Source organism: Rossellomorea aquimaris, assembly GCF_020172085.1.
GTDB lineage: Bacteria > Bacillota > Bacilli > Bacillales > Bacillaceae_B > Rossellomorea > Rossellomorea aquimaris_E.
Genome location: NZ_JAIVAT010000004.1, coordinates 1 through 23,418 on the forward strand (window position 1 = coordinate 1; position 23,418 = coordinate 23,418).

24 protein-coding genes are annotated in these 23,418 nt (G+C 41.3%); 7 read left to right on the top strand and 17 right to left on the bottom strand.

The window, feature by feature from the left end:
- Positions 1-217: 217 nt before the first annotated feature.
- From ctaF to cyoE, 5 genes are all read right to left on the bottom strand, one after another.
- Positions 218-550 carry a cytochrome c oxidase subunit IVB gene (gene ctaF, locus LCL96_RS10135; protein ID WP_224941363.1) on the bottom strand — a complete coding sequence of 111 codons (333 nt, stop codon included), beginning with the start codon at positions 548-550 and terminating at the stop codon, positions 218-220.
- Positions 551-554: 4 nt separating this feature from the next.
- Positions 555-1,184 (bottom strand): cytochrome (ubi)quinol oxidase subunit III, encoded by a 630-nt coding sequence (locus LCL96_RS10140; RefSeq protein WP_224941364.1) that lies wholly within the window; start codon positions 1,182-1,184, stop codon positions 555-557.
- A complete protein-coding gene (gene ctaD, locus LCL96_RS10145) occupies positions 1,184-3,052 on the bottom strand; it encodes a cytochrome c oxidase subunit I (RefSeq protein WP_224941365.1) in 1,869 nt (622 codons plus the stop codon). Before ctaD ends, LCL96_RS10140 begins: the two co-directional genes overlap by 1 nt.
- Before the next feature lie 29 nt (positions 3,053-3,081).
- Positions 3,082-4,158: a cytochrome c oxidase subunit II gene (gene coxB / locus LCL96_RS10150; RefSeq protein ID WP_224941366.1), complete on the bottom strand. Its 1,077-nt coding sequence runs from the start codon at positions 4,156-4,158 to the stop codon at positions 3,082-3,084.
- A 102-nt stretch (positions 4,159-4,260) separates the two neighbouring features.
- Positions 4,261-5,175, bottom strand: coding sequence for a heme o synthase (gene cyoE, locus LCL96_RS10155; protein WP_224941367.1), 915 nt, complete (start codon positions 5,173-5,175; stop codon positions 4,261-4,263).
- A 478-nt stretch (positions 5,176-5,653) separates the two neighbouring features.
- Between cyoE and LCL96_RS10160 the strand changes: the two genes are divergently transcribed.
- Positions 5,654-6,574: a COX15/CtaA family protein gene (locus tag LCL96_RS10160; protein WP_224941368.1), complete on the top strand. Its 921-nt coding sequence runs from the start codon at positions 5,654-5,656 to the stop codon at positions 6,572-6,574.
- 38 nt (positions 6,575-6,612) lie between these two features.
- On the opposite strand, the gene pyc is transcribed toward LCL96_RS10160, so the two are convergent.
- From pyc to glsA, 4 genes are all read right to left on the bottom strand, one after another.
- On the bottom strand, positions 6,613-10,053 hold the full coding sequence (gene pyc / locus LCL96_RS10165; RefSeq protein ID WP_224941369.1) for a pyruvate carboxylase: 3,441 nt from the start codon (positions 10,051-10,053) through the stop codon (positions 6,613-6,615).
- Between the two features lie 140 nt (positions 10,054-10,193).
- On the bottom strand, positions 10,194-11,411 hold the full coding sequence (locus LCL96_RS10170; RefSeq protein ID WP_224941370.1) for an FtsW/RodA/SpoVE family cell cycle protein: 1,218 nt from the start codon (positions 11,409-11,411) through the stop codon (positions 10,194-10,196).
- Positions 11,412-11,521: 110 nt separating this feature from the next.
- Positions 11,522-11,803 (bottom strand): YlaN family protein, encoded by a 282-nt coding sequence (locus LCL96_RS10175; protein WP_034755973.1) that lies wholly within the window; start codon positions 11,801-11,803, stop codon positions 11,522-11,524.
- Between the two features lie 205 nt (positions 11,804-12,008).
- Positions 12,009-12,932, bottom strand: coding sequence for a glutaminase A (glsA, locus tag LCL96_RS10180; protein ID WP_224941371.1), 924 nt, complete (start codon positions 12,930-12,932; stop codon positions 12,009-12,011).
- Between the two features lie 139 nt (positions 12,933-13,071).
- Between glsA and LCL96_RS10185 the strand changes: the two genes are divergently transcribed.
- A complete protein-coding gene (locus LCL96_RS10185) occupies positions 13,072-13,569 on the top strand; it encodes a peptidyl-prolyl cis-trans isomerase (RefSeq protein ID WP_224941372.1) in 498 nt (165 codons plus the stop codon).
- 79 nt (positions 13,570-13,648) lie between these two features.
- Here LCL96_RS10185 and LCL96_RS10190 read toward each other — a convergent pair whose 3' ends face one another.
- Positions 13,649-15,025 (bottom strand): PhoH family protein, encoded by a 1,377-nt coding sequence (locus LCL96_RS10190; protein WP_224941373.1) that lies wholly within the window; start codon positions 15,023-15,025, stop codon positions 13,649-13,651.
- A 130-nt stretch (positions 15,026-15,155) separates the two neighbouring features.
- Between LCL96_RS10190 and LCL96_RS10195 the strand changes: the two genes are divergently transcribed.
- The gene (locus LCL96_RS10195) at positions 15,156-15,758 is read left to right on the top strand and encodes a YhcN/YlaJ family sporulation lipoprotein (RefSeq protein ID WP_224941374.1); all 603 of its coding nucleotides are present in this window, start codon (positions 15,156-15,158) and stop codon (positions 15,756-15,758) included.
- Positions 15,759-15,813: 55 nt separating this feature from the next.
- Here LCL96_RS10195 and LCL96_RS10200 read toward each other — a convergent pair whose 3' ends face one another.
- Positions 15,814-16,269 carry a pyridoxamine 5'-phosphate oxidase family protein gene (locus tag LCL96_RS10200; RefSeq protein ID WP_224941375.1) on the bottom strand — a complete coding sequence of 152 codons (456 nt, stop codon included), beginning with the start codon at positions 16,267-16,269 and terminating at the stop codon, positions 15,814-15,816.
- A gap of 178 nt (positions 16,270-16,447) precedes the next feature.
- On the opposite strand from LCL96_RS10200, the gene LCL96_RS10205 reads away from it, so the two are divergent.
- On the top strand, positions 16,448-16,648 hold the full coding sequence (locus LCL96_RS10205; RefSeq protein ID WP_224941376.1) for a YlaI family protein: 201 nt from the start codon (positions 16,448-16,450) through the stop codon (positions 16,646-16,648).
- Entirely contained in the window at positions 16,638-17,081 is a 444-nt protein-coding gene (locus tag LCL96_RS10210; RefSeq protein ID WP_224941377.1) for a hypothetical protein, read from the top strand. Before LCL96_RS10205 ends, LCL96_RS10210 begins: the two co-directional genes overlap by 11 nt.
- 50 nt (positions 17,082-17,131) lie before the next feature.
- On the opposite strand, the gene LCL96_RS10215 is transcribed toward LCL96_RS10210, so the two are convergent.
- Positions 17,132-17,440, bottom strand: coding sequence for a YlaH-like family protein (locus LCL96_RS10215; RefSeq protein ID WP_044337532.1), 309 nt, complete (start codon positions 17,438-17,440; stop codon positions 17,132-17,134).
- 22 nt (positions 17,441-17,462) lie between these two features.
- Positions 17,463-19,301, bottom strand: coding sequence for a translational GTPase TypA (gene typA / locus LCL96_RS10220; protein WP_224941378.1), 1,839 nt, complete (start codon positions 19,299-19,301; stop codon positions 17,463-17,465).
- A 292-nt stretch (positions 19,302-19,593) separates the two neighbouring features.
- Between typA and LCL96_RS10225 the strand changes: the two genes are divergently transcribed.
- On the top strand, positions 19,594-19,779 hold the full coding sequence (locus LCL96_RS10225) for a YlaF family protein (RefSeq protein WP_224941379.1): 186 nt from the start codon (positions 19,594-19,596) through the stop codon (positions 19,777-19,779).
- A gap of 50 nt (positions 19,780-19,829) precedes the next feature.
- Here the strand turns inward: LCL96_RS10225 and LCL96_RS10230 are convergent, their stop codons facing one another.
- Together LCL96_RS10230 and LCL96_RS10235 are read right to left on the bottom strand one after the other, a co-directional pair.
- A complete protein-coding gene (locus LCL96_RS10230) occupies positions 19,830-20,627 on the bottom strand; it encodes an inositol monophosphatase family protein (RefSeq protein WP_224941380.1) in 798 nt (265 codons plus the stop codon).
- Positions 20,628-20,850: 223 nt separating this feature from the next.
- A complete protein-coding gene (locus LCL96_RS10235) occupies positions 20,851-21,045 on the bottom strand; it encodes a hypothetical protein (RefSeq protein WP_034756016.1) in 195 nt (64 codons plus the stop codon).
- Between the two features lie 180 nt (positions 21,046-21,225).
- On the opposite strand from LCL96_RS10235, the gene LCL96_RS10240 reads away from it, so the two are divergent.
- The gene (locus tag LCL96_RS10240) at positions 21,226-21,846 is read left to right on the top strand and encodes a YktB family protein (protein ID WP_224941381.1); all 621 of its coding nucleotides are present in this window, start codon (positions 21,226-21,228) and stop codon (positions 21,844-21,846) included.
- Between the two features lie 60 nt (positions 21,847-21,906).
- Here the strand turns inward: LCL96_RS10240 and LCL96_RS10245 are convergent, their stop codons facing one another.
- Positions 21,907-22,179 carry a UPF0223 family protein gene (locus LCL96_RS10245; protein WP_224941382.1) on the bottom strand — a complete coding sequence of 91 codons (273 nt, stop codon included), beginning with the start codon at positions 22,177-22,179 and terminating at the stop codon, positions 21,907-21,909.
- 28 nt (positions 22,180-22,207) lie between these two features.
- Positions 22,208-23,164 carry an NAD(P)H-dependent flavin oxidoreductase gene (locus tag LCL96_RS10250; RefSeq protein WP_224941383.1) on the bottom strand — a complete coding sequence of 319 codons (957 nt, stop codon included), beginning with the start codon at positions 23,162-23,164 and terminating at the stop codon, positions 22,208-22,210.
- Positions 23,165-23,418: the final 254 nt, after the last annotated feature.

Sequence of the window (23,418 nt, forward strand, 5' to 3'; positions counted from 1 at the left end):
GGACAATCGAAAAGCGTAAGGGGCTTGCCCTGGGGCGACAAGCATAAGATGAGTCACCCGGAAAGGCGTTCTTTGCCTTTTTGGGTGACTTGGCTTATGACCTCGAGCCCCAAGCCCCTGGAGCTGGACAATCGAAAAGCCGAGGCGCCTTGGGCAAGCCCCACAAGGATTTCCTCTTTAATAACGAAAAAAGCCAGCCAAAAGGCTGACTTTTTCTTTAGATCCATACAATTGTTAAAAATGTTAACACTGTGATAAATGCAACAAGTGCACCAGAATACAGGAACAATGACGGTGCTTCATGACCTTTATGACTCATATGCATGAAGTAATACAGTTGAAAAATCAACTGAACAACTGCAAGGAGGAGAATGAAAGGTACAATAAAGTACTTATCGAAATCCCCAGCCACTGCAATAAACGCCACCAATGTTAAGAAAATCATTAACATGAAGGATGTCAACTGCATTCTCATATCTTCTGCATTCTTCTTACGACGATATTCGTAATCTACACTTGGGTTACCTGAAGTTGATTGTTGATTCGCCATCAGTTTATCCCACCATTCCCATTAAGTATACTACTGTAAAGATAAATACCCATACAACGTCGATAAAGTGCCAGTATAGAGAAGCTAAGTAGAACTTTGGAGCATTGTATAGATTCAATCCGCGCTTGGCATTACGAAGCATCAAACTCACAATCCAAAGAAGACCGAAAGCAACGTGCCCTCCATGGAATCCTACAAGAGTGTAAAAGGCTGAACCAAATGCACTACTAGTAAAAGTATGCCCGTATTCATGAACATAGTGATTAAACTCATAAATTTCCAATCCGAGGAATCCTGCACCTAGAAGCACAGTGATTAATAACCATGCCTGCATCCGCTGGAAATTATAGTTTTTCATATGATACATCGCGTAAACACTTGTCAATGAGCTTGTTAAAAGAAGCATCGTTGCCAAGAATGATAGCGGTAAATCAAAGAGATCTGTTGTTAAAGCGTGACTCTCACTAGGAACTCTGTTTTTTAACGCCAAATATGTTGCAAATAGTGAACCGAAAAGGACCGTTTCTCCACCAAGGAAAAACCAAAAGCCCATAAATTTATTTTTCCCCTCAAGGGTAGCCTTTTCAGGGGAGGCCGGCCAGGTCTTAGGCGTGAACTTTTCTTCAGCGTGCATTATGCCTTACCCCCTTTATCATCATCCATTAAGTCTTCTTTGTGTACATGATAACCATGGTCATCGAGTACAGAACGAAGGAACATTGAACCCAATGTAATCAACATACCGATGATCAGAACCGGCAGTGCCCATGCTTTATCATCAACATGGTACATTGCACCGAATGCCGCAATGAACAACCCAAGTGAGATAAAGAAAGGAAGAATGGAATTGTTAGGCATATGGATATCACCAATAGGCTCTGCAGGAGTCAATCCTTTGTTGCCTTCCATTTTCTCTAACCAATAAGCATCTAAACCGCGGATTAGCGGAGTTTGCTTAAAGTTGTAGAATGGAGGAGGTGACGGGATCGCCCATTCGATGGTACGTCCATCTCCCCAAGGGTCATTGTCCACTTTCACACCTTTGGCTTGAGTAACAATGATGTTAATCACATAAACGATAACGGCTACGCCCATGAATCCGGCACCGATCGAACTTACTAAGTTTGCCGTTTCAAAACCTTGACCAGGCAAGAATGTCCATACACGGCGAGGCATTCCCATAAGTCCAAGGAAATGCTGGATGAAGAATGTTAAATGGAACCCGATAAAGAACAACCAGAAAGCAATTTTCCCTAAGAAGTCGTTTAACATCGTTCCAAACATTTTAGGCCAGTAATAGTGAGTACCTGCCAATAGGGCGAATACTACCCCACCTACGATAACGTAATGGAAGTGGGCTACTACGAAATACGTATCATGGAACTGATAATCTGCCGCTGCAGAAGCCAACATGATTCCAGTTACCCCACCTGCTACGAACGTAGGAATGAAGGCAACTGCATAAAGCATCGGGGTCGTAAATCTCAAACTTCCTCCCCACATGGTAAGAAGCCAGTTAAAGATCTTGATACCAGTTGGAACGGCGATGGCCATTGTCGCTACAGCGAAAATAGCATTCGCGATTGGTCCTAGTCCTACTGTGAACATATGGTGAGCCCAAACCATGAATCCTAAGAAACCGATTAATACGGTCGCAAATACCATGGATGAGTAACCGAATAAGCGTTTTCTTGAGAAATGTGGAATGATCTCAGAGAAAATACCGAATGCCGGTAACACAAGGATATAAACCTCCGGGTGACCAAAAATCCAGAAGAAATGTTCCCAGATAATGGTGTTACCTCCATTTGCTACATCAAAGAAATTCGCTCCAAACATACGATCAAATAACATGAGGAAAAGTCCTACCGTTAATGCTGGAAACGCGAATAATATAAGTGCAGATGTAACAAATACTGTCCAAGTGAATAAAGGCATACGCATATATGTCATTCCAGGAGCACGCATATTAATGATGGTAACAAGAAAGTTAATACCACCTATTAGTGTACCTGCACCGGCGATCTGTAATCCCAATACATAGAAATCGATTCCATGTCCCGGTGATGCCATAGAAAGTGATGCATATGAAGTCCACCCCGCATCAGGTGCCCCTCCCATAAACCATGAAAGATTCAGGAAAACTCCTCCTAAGAAGAATAACCAGAACCCTAATGAGTTTACGAAAGGAAACGCAACGTCACGTGCACCGATCTGCAATGGTACAACTGCATTCATGAATGCAAATATAAGCGGCATGGCAGCCAAGAATATCATCGTTGTACCGTGCATGGTTAATAGTTCGTTGTATAAACCTGCACTAACAAAATCATTGTTAGGAACAGCAAGTTGTATACGAATGATAAGAGCTTCTAAACCACCGACCAGGAAGAAGAATCCTCCTGCCATTAGGTAAAGGATCGCGATCTTTTTATGGTCTACTGTTGTCATGTAATCCCATACAGTCGCGCCGAAGCCTTTTTTCTGTGCATAGCTACTCACGATTAAACCTCCCTTTTACTAATCCCCAATTAATCTTGTACCTTTAAGCCCATCAAATACTCTGCAAGTGCATCGATTTCATCTTCCTGCAGGTTACCGTATGTACCTGTCATTTTATTACCTGGCTTGTACTGTTCAGGATCAGAGATCCAATTTTTCAACTCTTCTTTGTTATGATCTAATACTCCAGCAATACGTGAACGCTCACCGAAGGTAGATAAGTTAGGAGCGAGTCGAGCAGATTCAGGTCTTCCGTCCTGTGGTGACACTGCGTGACAGCTTAAGCATTTTTTGTTGAAGATTTCTTGTCCTTGTTGTGCTAAATCAGAAGTCGGTTTTGGCTCTCCTGCATTTTTCATATCTTCAACCCATGCTGTGAATTCTTCTTTAGGAAGCGCTTTAACTTTAAAGTCCATTAAAGCATGTGAAGGACCGCAAAGCTCCGCACATTTACCATAGAATAATCCGCCTGCCTCTTTTGACTTATCTCCGTCAAACTCAAGGAAGAACGTATTCACACCGTCTACATTTGTATCAATCTTTCCTCCTGCAGCAGGAATCCAGAATGAGTGTTTTACATCTGAAGCTGTCACATTGAAATAAACCTTTTGATCGGTTGGGACAACTAGATCTTGAGATGTGATAATCTTTTCATCGGGATATTCGAATTCCCACCAATAAAGGTTGGCACGTACATTCACGACTAATGCCTCACGATTGCCATCAGCATCCTTTTTATCCATTGCCTTTGTATCCGCTAACTGGAATGTTGCCGTAACAGTTGGGACAGCCAGGATAAGAAGAAGGATGATTGGAATGACAGTCCACACGATTTCAAGTGTGTGACTTCCCTCTACTTGTTTAGGGATTTTTGTATCCCCTTTCTTTCTACGGAAACGAACGATCGCAACCATATAGACGACGATGACGACAATGATGACCAACACCATAATTAATGTAGCAAGTATCATCAGATCATATTGTGTCTGTGCTACTTCACCAGCTGGCTGGAGTGTGGAGAGAAATGGCTCTCCACAGCCAGAAAGAACTAGCGCTAACATTGCTACAATTGAGAATAAGCGCCACTTAGATAGCCTTGCTTTCATAGCTTAATCAAACCCCTCTTTCATGTAATGTACTTTTGAATAAAACAAGGACCCATAAAAATATCTATTTGGATTTCTTATCAGAAAGAATTCCCACTAATCTTAAAGTACCGTAACGATGACCATCGCTACGAACAAGATAGTCAAGTAATTTAATGAATAAACGAACATAAGCTTTGACCACTTAATGTCATCCTTCATTTTGTAACCTGCCAAACCAAGTGCCAGCCAGCCTATATTGAAAGCTGTTGCAAGGATAAAGAAAAACATCCCGAGATCCATTAAGAAGAATGGAAGTGGCAATAGGGCTGCAACCCATGCTACGATATGGTGCTTTGTAGTGGCGAATCCCTTCACAACTGGAAGCATAGGAATATTCGCAGCTCTGTATTCTTCCACTCTTTTCATCGCTAACGCGTAAAAATGTGGGGGTTGCCAGATAAACATCATCAGGAAGAGTACCCAGGCAATGACATCCAGGTTTGCATCTACTGCTGCCCAACCAATCAATGGAGGGACCGCACCTGAAATACTTCCTACGATTGTGTTGCTCACATATTTTCTCTTAGACCACATTGTATATAATACAACGTAACTAAATACCCCGATCAGTCCAATGACACCTGCTGTAATGGTCGTCATAAATAACATGATGAGACCGACAGCGATCATGATTAGTCCAAGGGTCAATGCCTTTGGTCCATTGATTTTACCTGTAACGGTAGGGCGTTCCTTCGTTCGTTCCATCAGATGATCGATATCCCGATCATACACATTGTTAATGGAGCATGATCCCGCAATTATTAGGGAAGAACCTATCAACGTAAGAAACATGATATCAAGGGAATTTAGAAAGTGTGTATTCGTAAAGTAAAAAGCTAACCACATACCTGTAAAGGTTGTGATTAAATTAGAATTAACGATTCCAATTTTAATGAGTGCTAAAAAATCCTTCCAAGCAGTTGAAGCTGTCACATCTGCTTTCTCAACGTCTGTCATCATTCGACTGTTAGACATTCTCTCTCTCCTCTCTATAAAAAGCAAGAGGTATTCTGCCACCTCTATACTATATAGGAAATGATTAACTATTTCTATATGGATCTGTAAATTCATCCACAGATAAGAAACAGTATATATGCTATCAATATTATATTAAACCATATATTTTTTCCTTTTTGGGGGAGAATTAGACAATTATGTGAAGAAATTGTGAAGAAAGAAAGGCACAGAAGTTTCTTCATATTTCTACAAACATTTCATTCCCATCATACCATAAAACACAGCTAAGCGCTTACAGATTTTGTTTTTACGCAAATTAGTCCTTCCCTACTATTACTATTCTCTATTTCCCATAGATAAATGCTCATAATTCTGTAACATTTTATCGGTTGAGTTTTTCAAACCTTTTCTGTAATATCGTAGTGGCATATATATTTTTCTACTATATTTATTTATAGAAAGTGTGTAGAGTCTATTAATTAAGAAGGTGAATAGATTGCATAAAGGTGTTCACAAAGGATTAAAGTGGCTTGCCGTTCTCACGACTCTCGGTATGTTATTCGTTCTATTGGGAGGAGCACTGGTAACGAAAACGGAATCCGGTATGGGCTGCGGTCGATCTTGGCCACTTTGTAACGGACAGTTAATCCCAAGTGATATTACATTTGAACTTATTATAGAATTAGCACACCGCGTTGTCTCAGGCGGTGTAGGATTATTGGTTTTGGCATTATCGATTTGGTCTTGGAGAGCAATTGGATATAAGCGAGAAACGAAATTTCTTGCAGCTCTTTCTTTCTTTTTCCTGGTACTGCAAGGTTTGATTGGGGCGGCAGCTGTATTATGGGGACAATCTGATTTCGTCCTTGCCCTGCATTTCGGGATTTCCCTTATTTCATTTGCTTCCATTTTATTATTGACACTTCTCGTATTTGAAGTCGATCAGAAATTTGATGCCAATTCACTGGTCATCGACAAACGGATGAGATTTCATACGGTCGGAGTGACGATCTATAGTTATCTTGTTGTGTATACCGGAGCTCTCGTAAGACATACCGAATCGAGCTTGGTGTGTAAGGATTGGCCGCTGTGCGTCAATTCCTCCCCTAGCCTCCCAACGAATATGTACGAATGGATTCAAATGGGCCACAGGGCTGCAGCAGGATTTATTTTCTTATGGATTGCATACATTACCTACATTGCTATTAAAGAGCATAAGCATCAGAAAGTGATTTACTGGGGATGGATCATTGCCTTCACCCTGGTTTGTCTTCAAGTGATGAGCGGTGCACTTGTTGTATTTACAAGACTGAATTTGGCAATCGCTTTGATGCATGCGCTGATTATTGCCTGTCTGTTCGGTTTATTATGTTACTTCAATCTACTTGTTTCCAGAAGCAAGCGGAAAGCAGCATAAAAAAAGGATTCCGGGGTTTGTTCCCGGAATCCTTTTTTTTATGCTTTATTCACTTCAATCAATAAATCCCCCGGGCTGATCGCGTCACCATTTTGAACGTAGATATCCTTTACTACTCCAGCAAATGGAGCCTGAACGGTCGTTTCCATCTTCATGGCTTCAGTGATCATGAGATGATCTCCCTTCTCAACCGTTTCACCTTTCTCTGCAATGACCCTGATAACTGTACCAGGCATGGAAGCCCCGATATGATTTTCATTTTTCGCATCAGCTTTCATCTTGGCAGCTACAGTGGATTTAATACTTTCGTCTTTGATGATTACTTCACGCGCCTGGCCATTCAACTCGAAATAAACGATCCGTGTACCATCTGCCTGAGCCTGACCAATCGAAACAAGTTTCACAATAAGGGTCTTTCCAGTTTCGATTTCCACTTCTATTTCTTCTCCAAGCCTCATCCCGAATAAGAATGTCGGTGTATCAAGAACTGAAATATCTCCAAATTGGTCCACTGTATTTGCATAGTCCATGAACACTTTTGGATATAGAGCATATCCCAGAGCATCAAAGCTGGTGACAGGACGTTCGAGGTCTTCGAAGAGTTTTTCCTTAAGTGCTGTAAAGTCCACATCATCCAGAAGTTCTCCAGGTCTAACAGTCAGAGGACTGCGCCCTTTAAGGATCACATTCTGTAAATCCTTAGGGAAACCGCCATGCGGTTGACCCAGGTATCCTTCGAATAATTCCACAACTGAATCAGGGAAATCGATTTTCTCTCCCTTTTCAATCACGTCTGCTTCTGACAGATCATTCTGAACCATGAATAACGCCATGTCCCCGACGACTTTAGATGAAGGCGTTACTTTGACGATATCGCCGAAGAGATGATTGACCCTTGCATACATCTCTTTAACCTCTTCCCAGCGGTGACCAAGTCCCACGGCTTTTGCCTGCTGTTGAAGGTTACTGTATTGTCCACCAGGCATTTCATGCTTGTACACTTCTGAATGAGGTGACATCATACCACTCTCAAAGTCAGTATAATACTTACGAACGTCTTCCCAATAATGAGACAGGGTCTCGAGTGAATCAATATTCACTTTTGGTTCTCTTTCAGTCCCTTTTAATGCATAGTACAACGTATTGGCACTTGGCTGTGACGTTAAACCTGACATAGTACTTAATGCAGTATCAACAATGTCCACACCTGCTTCAACGGCTCTTGCATACGTGTAAATCCCGTTACCGCTTGTGTCATGGGTGTGGAGATGAATAGGCAGACTCACAGTGTCTTTCAGTTCTGATATCAAACGGTATGCTGACTGTGGCTTTAAGAGTCCCGCCATATCTTTAATGGCCAGGATGTGAGCACCACTTGCTTCCAACTCTTTTGCCATATTCTTATAATAATCGATGCTATATTTTGTGCGGGTCGGATCATCAATATCACCTGTGTAGCAAATGGCTGCTTCGGCAATTTTTCCACTTTGTCTAACGGCATCAATCGCCACTTCCATTCCTTTGACCCAATTTAGGCTATCAAAAATTCTAAAGACGTCGATACCTGCGAACGCTGATTTTTCGACAAATTCCCTTATCACGTTATCTGGGTAGTTTTTGTACCCTACCGCATTGGATGCTCTGAGGAGCATTTGGAATAATACATTTGGAATTCGCTCTCTCATTGTCAATAATCGGTTCCAAGGATCTTCCTTAAGAAAGCGATAGGCTACATCGAATGTTGCCCCACCCCACATTTCAAAGGAGAACATATCCGGAAGCAGTTGAGACGTCGGTTCTGCTATCTGCTTAAGATCATTCGTTCGGACTCGAGTGGCCAATAATGATTGATGGGCATCGCGGAAAGTTGTATCCGTCAGTAATACAGAGTTCTGCTCTTTGACCCAATTGACCAGACCTTCTGCTCCATGCTGATCAAGGATTTGTTTAGTACCCTGCTGAAACTCCTGCTTTACATCCAAGGAAGGAATCCTCGGTTTTGAGAAGACAGGCTTTTTCTTCTTTTCAATTCCCGGGAATCCATTTACTGTTACATTCCCGATATATGAAAGCATCTTTGTCCCCCTGTCCTTCCTTTTAGGGAATATGAACAGTTCAGGGGTAGTGTCGATAAATGATGTATCATACTTACCCGAAATGAAATCTTCGTGTTTTACAACATTTTCCAAAAACGGGATGTTCGTCTTGATACCGCGTATTCTAAATTCTTGAAGATTTCTGACCATTTTTGATGCAGCCTGTTCGAATGTCAGTGCCCACGTGGAAAGCTTGACAAGAAGAGAGTCGTAATAGGGTGTTATGACGGCTCCCTGGAATCCATTACCGGCATCGAGACGGACACCAAATCCTCCCCCAGAACGATAAGCCATGATTTTTCCTGTATCAGGCATAAAGTTATTTAATGGATCTTCCGTTGTGACACGTGATTGAATCGCATACCCATTCGTCCTGATATCCTCTTGAAGGGGGATACCCAGTTTTGCGCTATGCAGGGCATGGCCTTCTGCAATCATCAATTGCGATTGCACAATATCGACACCTGTTATCATTTCCGTGATGGTATGTTCCACTTGAACACGTGGATTCACTTCGATGAAATAAAACTGGTTATTGGCAACAAGGAACTCAACTGTACCGGCATTCAAGTATTTCACATTATCCATCAGACGGACTGCCGCTTCACAGATTTCTTCTCTCAATTGTTCACTTAAAGATACTGACGGAGCTATTTCCACTACCTTTTGATGGCGTCGTTGAATGGAACAATCACGCTCGTATAAGTGAACGATATTCCCGTCATTATCTCCAAGGATCTGGACTTCAATATGCTTCGGATTTTCTACAAATTTCTCAACATAAATTTCGTCATTCCCAAATGCTGCTTTCGCTTCTGATTTAGCTCGTTCATATGCTTCCTTCAGGCTTTCCAGATTACGGACGATACGCATCCCGCGTCCCCCGCCACCCAATGAGGCTTTGATGATGATAGGGAAACCATGTTCCTTCCCAAAGCCGATGACTTCTTCCAGTGTTTCTACAGGTCCATCCGTTCCTGGAATGACAGGAATATTAGCCAGTTTCGCCTGATGGCGTGCCTTTACTTTGTCTCCGAACATATTCAAGTGCTCTGAATGAGGTCCTACGAATGTAATTCCTTCTTCTTCACAACGCCTGGCAAAATGAATGTTCTCAGATAGGAAACCATATCCAGGATGGATGGCGTCAACATCTGCATTCTTTGCAATGCGGATGATTCCTTCTATATCTAAATAAGCATCAATAGGTTTTTTCCCTTCCCCTATTAAATATGCTTCATCAGCTTTGTAACGATGATAAGCCCCAGAATCTTCCTTGCTGTAAATCGCAACGGTTCGAATATTAAGTTCAGTACATGCCCTGAACACACGGATGGCAATTTCTCCGCGATTTGCTACCAGTACTTTTTTAATCTTCTTCAATACTCTCTCTCCTTTAGGCTATTCTTGATTGAATTTTCTATAGTGCAGTCTATGAAAAAAGGGCTGACCCGAAAGATAATTAAGAAGTATCTTAGGGGGCAGACCCTAGACTTAGAGTTTAGATACTCTACCAAAGTGACCTACATTTTTACACCATATATTTTTTTGCTATTATCCATATTCTCCGAAGGATAGCCATTTTCCTTCTTTGTTTTATATTTTTCTTCATATTTTACAAACATCGACACATTCACCAGGACACCCATCGACAAAGACAGCACCAGAAGGGACGATCCTCCGTAACTAATGAATGGAAGTGGGACCCCTGTAATTGGAATTAATCCGGAAACCCCACCCAGATTGATAAAAGCCTGGATACCGATCATACAGGAAATCCCGATGGCAAGCATTGTCCCAAAAGGATCCTGACACTTCACGCCTGTATAGATCCCCCTAAGCACAATATAGGATAGTCCGAGGATGACAAAGCTTACACCAAATACGCCTAACTCTTCAGCAATGATGGCCATGATGAAATCAGTTTGTGGCTCGGGCAAATACCCAAGCTTTTGGACACTCTGTCCTAAACCCAGTCCCTTCACTCCACCTGACCCGATGGCTAGGTATGAATTCACTAGATGGTATCCCTCTCCCTGGGCATATTTAAAAGGAGAGAGATAGGCTTCGATCCTGCTTAGCCTTTCTTTCGTGAAGATGAAGCCTCTTGCGAGATAAATGACCGGTGACAGCACAATCAATAATCCGACCCCCAAGCCCGCAAGCTTAAAGAAAGTCTTAAAACTGATACCAGAACAGGAAATGACGATCGCTCCAATAGCGAAAATGATGGCTGCCGTACCAAAGTCCGGCTCTAAAAACACCAAAAAGCAAATAAAGCCAAGAAACAGTAGTGGTGGTGCAAGACCTTTATTAAAATCATCTATGTATGCCTGTTTCTTAGAGTATACGGAACCCAGATAGATTATGACGGCAAGCTTGGCAAATTCAGAAGGCTGAATAGGCATGAAACCTAAATTGATCCAGCTTTTTGCATTGTTTACTTCATAACCGACAACATGAACGGCAAGTAACAGACCAATGATTACGATCATCAGACTTTTTATAATCTTACCGACCTGAAAGGCTTTATACGGAAACCAGGCTGCTACCGTAAAGGCAATGAATCCTATGATGATATTGATCATTTGCCTCTTATAAAAATGGTCGCTATCCCATCCAAAACGTTCGACGGCCATGACCATGCTTGCACTATAGATCATGACAAGGCCAAATAAACAGAGGAAGACATAGACAGCGATTAACGAATAATCATAGGACTTTGCTATTTTTTTAATCATGACATTTCAATCCTTTTTTCATATATCATTTTCTTTTTTTGACATTCACGATCCTTAACAAAAAAACTCAAACAACAGATCTATGTATTGTTTGAGTTGTCATGACTATTTTACTTTTTTGTAGATGCTTCATGAAGGGCAGAAAGTTGTCTTTCCAAAGAATCAATCAGATCTTTTCCATCTTGATCATCCACTAGTCCTAACCGGACGGCAAATTCTATTTCACGAGATAATCCGAACATCTGGGTATCCAATACTTCCTCATACAGAGGGCATTGGGGCATCGTTAAATTATCCATTTGCACTTTGATAAGTTGTAAAATCTTTTCTGCGTCTGCCTTCAATAGCTCATAGGCTTTTTCTCGATGATTAATTGTCATTTCTGACGCCACAGTGATCCCCCCATTCCGAACAAATAACCTTCCTGTCTTAAAATTTTATCGTTAAACCCGATAAATTGCAAGAAAAATAAGTGTTTTCCTCGGGATTCCATGACAGAATTTCGAACGATTACTATTAGGAATTTGGAAGTCCTTTGGGACGTCGGTATGTGGGCCTTTTATAGATGTCCTTCATTCATTTTCCCTAGAGTATATACTAAAATATACTCCATGAATATTCATCACTGAGCATCTCGAGAAGTTTTAACCCTGCGCTGCTATTACCTACCTCATCCAGAGCAGGCCCAAAGATACCGATTCCGCATTTTCCCGGTACCGAACCCATAATGCCTCCAGATACACCACTTTTGGCGGGAATCCCCACTTTGATGGCGAACTCTCCGGAAGTATTATACATCCCGCATGTCACCATGAACGTTTTACACACTCTAGCCACATCTCTAGTAATGACTTCACGTCCGCTTTCAGGATCGATTCCATCATTGGCGAATACCGCCCCCATTTTTGCGAGATCGACACAGTTCATTTCCACTGCACATTGCTTAGTATAGAGAACCAGCAGATCTTCGACATTACCTGTGATCACCCCATGCTGCTTCATAAAATAACAGAGGGATCTGTTCAGGTTGGCCGTTTGCAATTCTGAGTAAGCCACATCCTCATTATAAGAGACCGTTTCCCCCGTCATATGGTTAATGAATTCAATCAGTCTCTCCCATTTCTCCAATCCTGAATTGCCCTTTATCATATTCGTCACAGCCAGGGCACCTGCATTGATCATTGGATTAAGAGGTTTTGATGGTTTATGGGTTTCGAGCTTCGCTATTGAATTGAACGGATCACCCGTGGGCTCCATTCCAACCTTGGAGAATACATGGTCTTCACCATAGTCCATTAAGACCAGTGCGAGGGTAATGACCTTAGAAATGCTTTGAAGGGTAAATTTCTTCAGATGATCCCCTGCATAACAGGAGTGGTTATCTAAAGTATAGATACTGATAGCAAGGTCATTGGGGTTTTGATCTCTCAGTGCAGGTATGTACTCCGCTACTTTTCCATCAGTTGCATATGGTCTTGCTTTTTCAACCAGATCTTCCAACCATTCTTGAGTTTTTATCATTTATCCATCAGCTCCTCTTTTCGTATTTATAGTTTCCCTATTTTCTTGTAATGAAAACGCTGAAAATGCTTTCATCGAAATGTGACAAACCTGGTTGGAACATATATACTGATACTATCAGCGAGAGGAGGAATCTTAAGTGGAAAGCATTATACCGATAAAAGGAAAAGTGAAGTTCCCGATTACATTGGATTCGGGAGTTTGGATATTTGATGATCGTAAAGTGGATTTAACTACATATTTTGATGATACGGATGAAAAAGTTGACGCATTAGAGGAATATACAAAAGCCGTTTCAAGGCATTGGTCCAGGGAAATCCAAGAAGGTGCCACCTACCCGCCAACTTTGAAAACTGAAAAAAAATTCGAAAAAGAAAAGATTCTAAATGGGTCGTTTGCCATTCCATTTGCACCATTCCTTAAAAATGCAGAGCCCATGAAGGATGCAACATCTATCATAATTGAAACAAAAACAGGTACCCATTCTATTGATCTCGATCAGGCAAACCAGCTGTTGATCGGATTCTCAAAAGACGGCAAACCATTACGGGATGACGGCCCCATTCACGTTTATTATATGGACGGCTCCAACAGATCCCAGCCAATAACGGATGTCAGGGCATTCTGTGTAAAGTAATAACGTATGAAAAAACCGGTTCAGGAACATCTGAACCGGTTTTTTCATACGTTATTAAAGTCTTTATCATTCCTGTTTTTTACAATAGATCCGCAGCAAGCTGGGCCAATCCAGACCTTTCGCCTTTCATCAGCTTTACATGACCGGCAAGCTTTTGATCCTTGAACTTTTCGACTACATAGGTTAACCCATTATTATATTCATCAAGGTAAGGATGATCGATTTGAGCAGGATCTCCCATTAAGACAATTTTACTACGCTCTCCCACACGTGTCAGAATCGTTTTCACTTCATGCTTCGTCAGGTTCTGGGCTTCATCAATGATGATATATTGATCCGGTATGCTTCTCCCCCTAATATATGTCAGGGCCTCTACTTCTATGGACCCCATCCCGGCAAGGATATCATCTAGTTCCCCTGGTTTCTTTGTATTGAAGAGGTACTCTAGGTTATCATAAATGGGCTGCATCCATGGCCTCAGCTTTTCTTGTTTTTCACCTGGCAGATAACCAATATCTTTCCCGACAGGAACGATCGGGCGTGCAACGAGCAGTTTATTGAATTTATTAAAATCTTCCGTCTGTAGAAGACCGGCTGCCAGAGCCAAAAGCGTTTTTCCTGTACCTGCTTTCCCAATCATCGTCACTAACGATATATCATCCCTCAATAACAATTCTGTGGCCATTGTTTGTTGGACATTCCGAGCTTTGATTCCCCACATATGTTCTTGGTCATATACCAGTTTCTTCACCTTCAGGCCACTGGAGTCAACCATCCCAAGTGCAGATGCTGAACTTCCCAGAGCATCCTTCATGATTAGAAATTGGTGGGAATAAAATCGCTGTTTCGTTATATCAGTAAGGGTCAATTCCCCTTTATCATAAAATTTATCCAGAAATTCTCTTTCTGTGTACAGTTCAACGAATCCTGTGTAAATATCATTCACTTCAATAACCCTGTCACTCAGGAAATCTTCCGCCTGTAGGCCCAGAGCATCCGCTTTTACCCTTACAAGGGTATCTTTACTTACCAGGATGACCGATTTTCCATCCTTCTTTGCTTCTTCCTCAAGCGAAAGATTTTTAGCAACGGCTATAATGCGGTTATCATTTGTTTTCTCTACAAATATATCTTGAAGTTGCTGAAAGGAGCGATGATTCAATTCAATTCTTAATGATCCTCCAGTATAGAGAGGGATTTTTTCATGGAGCTTTCCTTCTTGCCGTAAATTATCTATCAGCTTCGATACATGTCTTGCGTTTCTTCCGATTTCATCCATATAACGCTTTTTGGAGTCCACTTCTTCTAAAACGACTGCAGGTATAACCACCTCATTATCCTGGAATGAAAAGATGGCTTGTGGATCTTGTAATAAGACATTGGTATCTAATACATAAATTTTTTTCAAATCGATGCCTCCTGCTCCTGATTTCTTATTACTATTGTATGTAGCCATAGATGTTCCGGTTATTCCCAGCTACTCAAATAGGACGGCCCGTTTCTTAAAATATATGAATAAACGTATAAAGATAGAAGAAAATTACACAATAAGAAAAGATATTGATTCTAAATCGGGAGGTATTCATATGTCCAAACTCATCTCTCTCCTTATGGTGACCATTCTCCTTGGAGGTTGTGCCAGCAAAAATGAGGTCGGGTATAAAAATGATACGAATAGCAAAAACAATAAGCCGATTACTGTTCAAGATAGTAATATCCAAAAAGTTGAACGCAAGTCGGGGCAACAAATCTCTAAGCATCTGGTAGATCTAACAACAAGTGTGCCGGATGTGAAAGATGCAACGGCTGTCGTCATCGGAAAGTATGCGTTTGTTGGAATCGACATCGATTCTGACGTCGAACGTTCCCAAGTAGGTTCTATTAAGTATTCTGTCGCAGAAGCCCTGCAAAATGATCCCTACGGTGCAGAAGCCATGGTCATTGCCGACCCGGACCTCTATGCCCGCTTGAAGGAAATCAGTAAAGACATTCAACGAGGAGAACCTGTTCAGGGTATCATGAATGAGTTGTCCGACATATCAGGAAGATTGATGCCAGAAATCCCCAAATCATTAAAGCAAACAGATCCCGAAAATGCACCGAATGAACCTAAGAAAAAGATGAATAACGCGAAAGAAAAGCAGCTTAGAAATAAACAAGAAGATCAAACCTATGATAAAATCGATTAATGGATAGCCTGTGCATATAAGAAAATGAGAAAAAGCCATGAAAGAGCTTAAATGTCTAAGCTTCTTTCATGGCTTCTATTACTTGTCGATCCAACCGGTCAGCGGCCTTTTTATCATACGTCTTCTCATAGGCAGGTTCTGTGGAAATTTTCGAACCATAGAACATGACATCCCTCACTTCTTTGATGGCAAGTTGAACAAGGGTCAGCTTTAAAGGCACGCCTGGCAGACTCTCTAGCGAAACGCTGGCAACTCCGCCGATCGAATAGGTAGATTCGTTTGCAATCAAATTGACAACCACGAGAGAATTATTCTTTATATTCTTAATGGTTCTCGATCGCTGATCAACGGCGAATAATAACGTCTGCTCATCTTTGGCAAGGATCCAGGATATTGCGCTCACATTAGGCCCTTGGGTTTCATGGTCAACCGTAGCGAGAGTAACAAACCTCTCCGCTTGTAGTTCTTCAAACAATGCAGGAATTAAGCTGGGTTCGACTTGATTTGCCAAAAAAATCCCCCCTTGTGACTTTTCTAAGCGTCTCATTTCAATCGTGATTCATCTTAGTTATACTATACCAAACATTGGTGTTAAAAGCATATCGGAAAGTTAAATAAAGCGTTTGACTATACTACATGATATACTAAAAAGACTAAACTTATGATTAGAACAAGTAGAGGTGAACGAAATGAGAGTAAAATGCGCATTATGTGAAGTGATTGACAATATTGATGATTACTCCTTACAGGCGAAAAAGTTGCGTAACAGACCCATTCACACGTACATGTGTGAAAAATGCCATGACCGGATCAAAGAGAAAACAGAAGAGCGTGTTTCCACTGGGAACTTCAGATTTTACCGTTCTCCTAAAGTGGAAGATGACTTTTAAACAAGTCGGTAATAGCCTAATCATCGGTCTTATTTCTGGTGCAATATTAGGTTTGTTCCTCAAATGGATGCAAGCAATAACAGAGATTAAAGTATATACACTGTTATTGAATGTGGACTTCATTCCTATTTTCGCATCCAAAACTCTGCCTGAATGGCTGGAGTTCATGTTTCATTTGTCCATATCATGCGTCATCGGTATGGTGTTCGTATACATAATGGTAAAGTGGAATCTTTCAGGAAAGGCTGCATACACTCTTTCCCTGATGTTAACCCTCCCTACGGTGTTTCTATACTTTCCCCTTTCGTATTTGGCCATCAAGGATGTACCAGGAATATTCAACGGTACGGCCATTCTTATTTGGATAGCAGGTCATGTCTTATATGCATTGAGCCTGCCTCTACTGTATAAGTCCGTCACCGGAGTAAAATGAAATATAAAAAAGCTGCAGTCCCACACTTAGGGACTGCAGCTTTTTTATGCTTAGAACGTACCTTTTTTCTTTTCGTTTGTCAGGCGGACCTTATATATAATTAAGATCAGTGCCGCAACGACCAATCCTTCCGCTACTGGCAGAAAGATGCCAAGAAACGTAAGAACAGTACATCCCAGAATAAGAAAAGTATAAATCAAAATGGATTTCATCACTGGCAGCTTCTTCGCAAAACCGAGCTTATAAACTAAGATTGAGAGCCCAACAATGGTTATATAAAGCAACCACATACCCATTTCCGCATTTTGATCAACACGGTAAAGGGATGCGAAAAAGGACAAACGCTCTGTTACATCCATTTCCTACTCCCCCTCACTTCGTTTATTGAGTAACCTTATTTTTCTTTTCTGCTCTTTCACGTTCATTCTTATCAAGAATCTTTTTACGAAGACGGATTGATTCCGGAGTTACCTCACAATACTCGTCATCATTTAAATATTCAAGAGATTCTTCTAATGTCATGATTCTGGCTTTTTTGATTGTCACAGTTTGATCTTTATTTGCAGAACGTACGTTAGTCGCCTGTTTCAGCTTTGTGATATTAACAGTAATATCATTTTCCCTCGTATGTTCCCCTACGATCATCCCGCCATAGATCTCAGTTCCAGCTTCAACGAAGATGATTCCGCGGTCTTCAACTTGCATAATTCCATATTGAGACGCTTTTCCAGTTTCCATCGATACAAGAACACCTTGACGACGTCCACCTACACGACCCTTTTGAAGAGGCTGATAGCTATCGAATGTGTGGTTGATGATACCATACCCACGAGTCAAAGTCATAAACTCAGTTGAATAACCGATCAAACCACGTGCAGGTACCATGAATATCAGACGGACTTGACCGTTTCCGTTGTTAACCATATCCAGCATTTCACCTTTACGCTGTCCAAGAGACTCAATGACTCCACCCATATATTCTTCAGGGATATCGATTTGTACGCGTTCTACCGGTTCACTTTGGACGCCATCGACTTCTTTGATGATAACTTGTGGTTTAGATACCTGTAATTCATACCCTTCACGACGCATGTTTTCAATCAAAATGGAAAGGTGAAGCTCCCCACGGCCTGAAACCGTCCATGCATCAGGTGAATCAGTTGGTTCTACACGTAAGCTTACATCCGTTTGAAGCTGAGCTAATAAACGCTCTTCAATCTTTCTTGATGTCACGAATTTACCTTCTCTGCCGGCAAATGGACTGTTGTTTACTAGGAACGTCATTTGAAGTGTAGGCTCGTCAATACGAAGAACTGGAAGTTGATCCTGATGTTCGACCGGACAAACCGTTTCACCTACATTAATATCTTCCATTCCGGATACAGCGATTAAGTCCCCGGCTTTTGCTTCCTGGATTTCTTCACGTTTCAACCCGAAGAAACCGAAGATTTTCGTTACACGGAATTGTTTTACAGAACCATCAAGCTTCATTAACGCTACTTGTTGCCCAACTTTCATCGTTCCTCTGAATACACGTCCGATTCCGATACGGCCTACGTAATCATTGTAATCAAGAAGTGCAACTTGGAATTGAAGAGGATCCTCAGAGTTGTCAACTGGTGCAGGAATGTGCTCAATGATGGAGTCATATAAACACTGCATGTTTTCATCTTGCTTCTCAGGATCTGGATCTGTGCTGGCAGTACCATTGATGGCTGAAGCATAAACAACCGGGAATTCCAGTTGCTCATCATTGGCATCAAGTTCAATGAATAGTTCTAATACCTCATCGATGACTTCTTCAGGACGGGCTGAAGGTTTGTCGATTTTGTTCACTACCACAATTGGTGTCAGCTTTTGTTCAAGAGCTTTCTTAAGAACGAAACGAGTTTGAGGCATACAGCCTTCATAAGCATCGACTACCAGTAAAACACCATCTACCATTTTCATGATACGTTCTACTTCTCCACCGAAGTCAGCATGTCCAGGTGTATCAAGGATGTTGATTCGGGAGTCTTTATATTGAATCGCCGTATTTTTTGCTAAAATGGTAATACCGCGTTCTCTCTCAAGATCATTTGAATCCATCGCACGTTCTGAAACTGTTTCATTTTCGCGGAAGATTCCAGATTGCTTTAAAAGCTCATCTACTAATGTCGTTTTCCCGTGGTCAACGTGAGCGATGATAGCAATATTTCTAAGGTCATTTCTTAATTTCATATTTCCACTCCTGAATATTGGATTTCTTTATAGCGTTAAAGATAATATATTTCAGTTCAACTAGACCATTATATCACAGCATCGACAAAAGCCCTAATAAATATTTCACTTCCTTATGCCTCATTTCCCGCATTTTCCAACTATTAATAATCGCACTCTCTTCTTGAGTGTCCACTACCCATTGCGCATAATCGAATTCATAGGTAAAATTTAATGGCATAGTAAATAAATGCTGAAAGATTATTTTGTTTAATAGTAAATTATTTCTTATCATTTCATTGGGGGTTACACGATGGCAAATATAAAATGGATTTTTGTTCTTTTTTCGATATTGGCAGCCATTTCATTGATGGGTATAGCGATTTCCATCAGCTTACAAAGTTCATTGCTTGCAGGAGCCAGTATTATTTTTCTATTCATTGTGATGGGGTTTGGATTTAAGACAAAAAAGAAATACCGAGAAGAAGGAAAGCTATAACATTAAAAGAAGGAGTGGGGGCTGCCATATCATTAGCCCCCACTCCTTCTTTATTTATTTCTGTGAAGATAATCGTTCAAAATGGTATCATGCAGTCCAGGCTTACCGACAAAGACCGAACTTTTATTTAACGGATTTAATGGATTCCCATCCAGATCTGTTACTACTCCGCCCAGTTCTTCAATCATAATTTTCCCTGCTGCAAAATCCCAAGGAGCGAGGCGCATCGTTAAATAAGCGTCAAGTCTTCCTGATGCCACGTAAGCAAGTTCTATTGCAGCTGAACCATAGGATCTTGTTCCTCTCACATCTTTCACAAGAGGTTGCAAAATGGATGAATCGATGCGTCGGTTATCCGTCACCCAAAGGGCGTTCAATGCCACGATTGCATCCTGGACCGGAACGGGCTCGAGCATTGGTAACTTCACATCATTCATATAGACTCCTTTGTCTTTCTCGGCAAAGTACAACTCATCATGTACCACGTCATATATGTATCCTAACTTCCCTACATCCCCATCGTAAATGCCGATTGAGATGGCAAAATTACGTTGTTGATGGACAAAGTTCATCGTTCCATCAATCGGATCTATGATCCACGTGACCCCTGATAACTCTTTAAGGTCATCTCCATATCCTTCCTCACCTAATATTTGGTGATCAGGGTACGTATGACGAATATTTTCTGTAAAGTAGCGCTCTGTTGCTTCATCCATATCTGTAACCAGATCATTGCGATTCGATTTTGTTTTTATGTTCAATTCGGTTTTAAATGACTGACGAATCCTCTCGCCTGCTTCTTGTATCCATGTTTTTACATGTTGATCTAATTCAGTCCAATTTGTCATGTATTACAGCCTCCAATGTGCATAAAGAAAATCAGTATTACACTTACTAATATGGTCTATTCAGATAATCTTAACTCCTATGGCTATTTCATTCAAGCGAAGAGGCTTTGGCAAGAGAGATGATTTTCCCCATAAAAAAGCGAACTCTCCAACCACTATGAGCTCGCGTTCAAAAGTAGATTTTGTTTTCAGCATATTCCATCCATTTGAAAAGATTATCGTTTTATAAAGCCTTCATTTTCATAAGCTCTTCCCTGATACTCATAAGCTTTTGTTTGGACTTGGTCTGGGTTTCTGTATTCTTTGTTTGGATTGCTTCAAACAATACGGCTAATTCATAATCCATTTCAAGTCGCAATACATTCATTCTTTGCTGTTGGACATCACGTTTTTTAGAAGTATTCATTACTTGTTTCATGGCCATACACCCCTTCCGAGTTTTCGATTTATCTGATTGTTCTGATAATATTTACTACATGTTATGAAATTTCCTCTCATCTTGTAACTAAAATGTGCAGACACCCATGGATAAATCAATTGACTACAAGCTTGAACCTCAATATGGTAAGATGATGTTTGGAAATAAGGAGGCTACAGCATGACATTTAAAGGTTTTACAAAAAAAGATTTCAATGTATTCAAGATCGATGGGCTCGAGGATCGAATGACTGCCATTCAAGAACAGATTCGACCTAAATTGGAATATCTGGGTGAACATTTTGCTCCCTCTTTAAGCGCCTTAACAGGTAATGAGATGTTTTTTCATGTTGCTAAACATGCAAGGCGTTCAGTAAATCCTCCTGATGATACCTGGGTTGCATTTGCCAGTAACAAACGAGGTTATAAAAAACATCCTCATTTCCAAATAGGATTATGGGAAACTCACGTATTTATTTGGTTTGCAATGATTTATGAAGCTCCGGGAAAAGCTGAATTCGGTAAAGAAGTTGAAGAAAATGCAGATAAAATTAGATCAATGATTCCTGGACATTTTGTTTGGTCCGGCGATCATACAAAACCGGATGCTGCACCTTTCTCTTCTCTCTCACAGGATGAATTCATTGCTTTAACTGAACGGGTTCAAAAAGTAAAGAAAGCTGAACTTCTGTGCGGACTTCACTTAGATCGGGACACTGCCATTAAGCTTACTGGAAAAGAATTGATCCATGAAATTGAAAGTGCCTTTGAAACACTTTTACCCCTTTATAAATTGAACTAAACCATGTAACTGCAGGGAATAATGCAGAAAGAACGACTGCCGGGAATGGCAGTCGTTCTCTTAATTCATTGATATTTTCTCTACATCCTGCAGCTCTTTCATTTTCTTCACTACACGATAAGAGGAATAGCCACTGGATTCTTCAAATTCGTTGCAGATCCGTTTCTCTTCTGCCTTACCAGGGACAATTTCTTTAAATCGCTTATAACGATTCATCAAGTCTTCTCTTGAAACACCTTTTTCATAAGCTTTTTCAATCACTTCAAAAAAGGCGATGACATCGATGACTTCTTCCGTTGACCAATCGATATCGAATGGGTATTGATATTCCATGTTGTTTAACAACTCCTTTGACACTGTTTTATTTCCATTTTCTTCGGATGTCTTCCCCTTGCGAAATCATTCCATCGATGAGATCTTTCACTGAAGGGATGTTCCGTATTAACCCCATCACTTGTCCAGCCCATGCAAAACCTTGGTCTGACTCTCCATCGTAGATGTATCGTTTATTCGCTTCACCACTTATGTATTCTTTTAATCCTTCATACCCCGGATTCCTCGTTTCGGCATCCAATATCCGCTTTGTCCAGGAGTTCGATATGGCTCTTGCAGGTGCTCCTAAAGAGCGTTTAATGACTACTGTACCACTCTCTTCCCCTTCAATCAAGGCGCGTTTGTACACTTCTGATGCATGTACACATTCTTCTGTAGCAATGAATCTCGTACCCATCTCCACACCCTCTGCTCCAAAACTGAGGGCTGCCATCAATCCCCGTCCGTCTCCTACTCCTCCTGATGCAATGACCGGGATGGAGACGGCATCCACCACTTGTGGTATCAAGACAAATGTGCCGATATCATCTTTCCCGAGATGTCCTCCTCCTTCCTGTCCGACGACCATCACGGCGTCTGCACCAAGTTCTTCTGCTTTCTGTGCCTGTCTCTTTGAGGCGACCAATACAAGCTTTATCATCTTCTCCCCTTTTATCTGCTGAAACAATGGCGTCGGGTTCCCTCCTGTCACGGAGATGACCGGTACATTCTCTTGGATGGCGATATCGACAAATTCACTGAAAGGGCGTCCATGTTGACCGATGGCAAAGTTCACCCCGAATGGTTTATCTGTTAGAGATTGGACCTTTTTGATTTCGTTTCGGAGCTCTTCAGGATTATCCATTGACATGGCGGTGATCTGACCAAGACCGCCTGCATTCGATACTGCCGCAGCAAGCTCAGCATATGCCAAGTGTGCAAGACCTCCTTGTATAATGGGATATTGTATGTTTAACAACTCTGTTACCCGCGTTTTCCAATTCATGTGAATCCCTCCATTCATTCATCTATTCTGGATGGAGTGGGGGAAATCCTTTCTTGTTGACCGTATAATATGTATTGAGAGGGTCATTCTTAGAGGTAAGAGTGGTTGAAGTTAGGCTTATAGATTTTTGGCTCATTCGGTAGAAACGTACGTTTCTACCGCCTTTCAGCTTTGCTGAAAGGTCGTCCAGTGTCAGAGCACCCGCAAGATCAAGCGAGCTTGATCTTATACGTCAGTGTATGTTGGCTCTTCTT

Excerpts from the sequence above, each read along its gene's own strand:
- ctaF (WP_224941363.1), bottom strand. The coding sequence starts at position 550 with ATGGCGAATCAACAATCAACTTCAGGTAACCCAAGTGTAGATTACGAA.
- LCL96_RS10140 (WP_224941364.1), bottom strand. The coding sequence starts at position 1,184 with ATGCACGCTGAAGAAAAGTTCACGCCTAAGACCTGGCCGGCCTCCCCT.
- coxB (WP_224941366.1), bottom strand. The coding sequence starts at position 4,158 with ATGAAAGCAAGGCTATCTAAGTGGCGCTTATTCTCAATTGTAGCAATG.
- cyoE (WP_224941367.1), bottom strand. The coding sequence starts at position 5,175 with ATGTCTAACAGTCGAATGATGACAGACGTTGAGAAAGCAGATGTGACA.
- LCL96_RS10170 (WP_224941370.1), bottom strand. The coding sequence starts at position 11,411 with ATGATTAAAAAAATAGCAAAGTCCTATGATTATTCGTTAATCGCTGTC.
- glsA (WP_224941371.1), bottom strand. The coding sequence starts at position 12,932 with ATGATAAAAACTCAAGAATGGTTGGAAGATCTGGTTGAAAAAGCAAGA.
- LCL96_RS10190 (WP_224941373.1), bottom strand. The coding sequence starts at position 15,025 with ATGGCTACATACAATAGTAATAAGAAATCAGGAGCAGGAGGCATCGAT.
- LCL96_RS10195 (WP_224941374.1), top strand. The coding sequence starts at position 15,156 with ATGTCCAAACTCATCTCTCTCCTTATGGTGACCATTCTCCTTGGAGGT.
- LCL96_RS10205 (WP_224941376.1), top strand. The coding sequence starts at position 16,448 with ATGAGAGTAAAATGCGCATTATGTGAAGTGATTGACAATATTGATGAT.
- LCL96_RS10210 (WP_224941377.1), top strand. The coding sequence starts at position 16,638 with ATGACTTTTAAACAAGTCGGTAATAGCCTAATCATCGGTCTTATTTCT.
- LCL96_RS10215 (WP_044337532.1), bottom strand. The coding sequence starts at position 17,440 with ATGGATGTAACAGAGCGTTTGTCCTTTTTCGCATCCCTTTACCGTGTT.
- typA (WP_224941378.1), bottom strand. The coding sequence starts at position 19,301 with ATGAAATTAAGAAATGACCTTAGAAATATTGCTATCATCGCTCACGTT.
- LCL96_RS10225 (WP_224941379.1), top strand. The coding sequence starts at position 19,594 with ATGGCAAATATAAAATGGATTTTTGTTCTTTTTTCGATATTGGCAGCC.
- LCL96_RS10230 (WP_224941380.1), bottom strand. The coding sequence starts at position 20,627 with ATGACAAATTGGACTGAATTAGATCAACATGTAAAAACATGGATACAA.
- LCL96_RS10235 (WP_034756016.1), bottom strand. The coding sequence starts at position 21,045 with ATGAAACAAGTAATGAATACTTCTAAAAAACGTGATGTCCAACAGCAA.
- LCL96_RS10240 (WP_224941381.1), top strand. The coding sequence starts at position 21,226 with ATGACATTTAAAGGTTTTACAAAAAAAGATTTCAATGTATTCAAGATC.
- LCL96_RS10245 (WP_224941382.1), bottom strand. The coding sequence starts at position 22,179 with ATGGAATATCAATACCCATTCGATATCGATTGGTCAACGGAAGAAGTC.
- LCL96_RS10250 (WP_224941383.1), bottom strand. The coding sequence starts at position 23,164 with ATGAATTGGAAAACGCGGGTAACAGAGTTGTTAAACATACAATATCCC.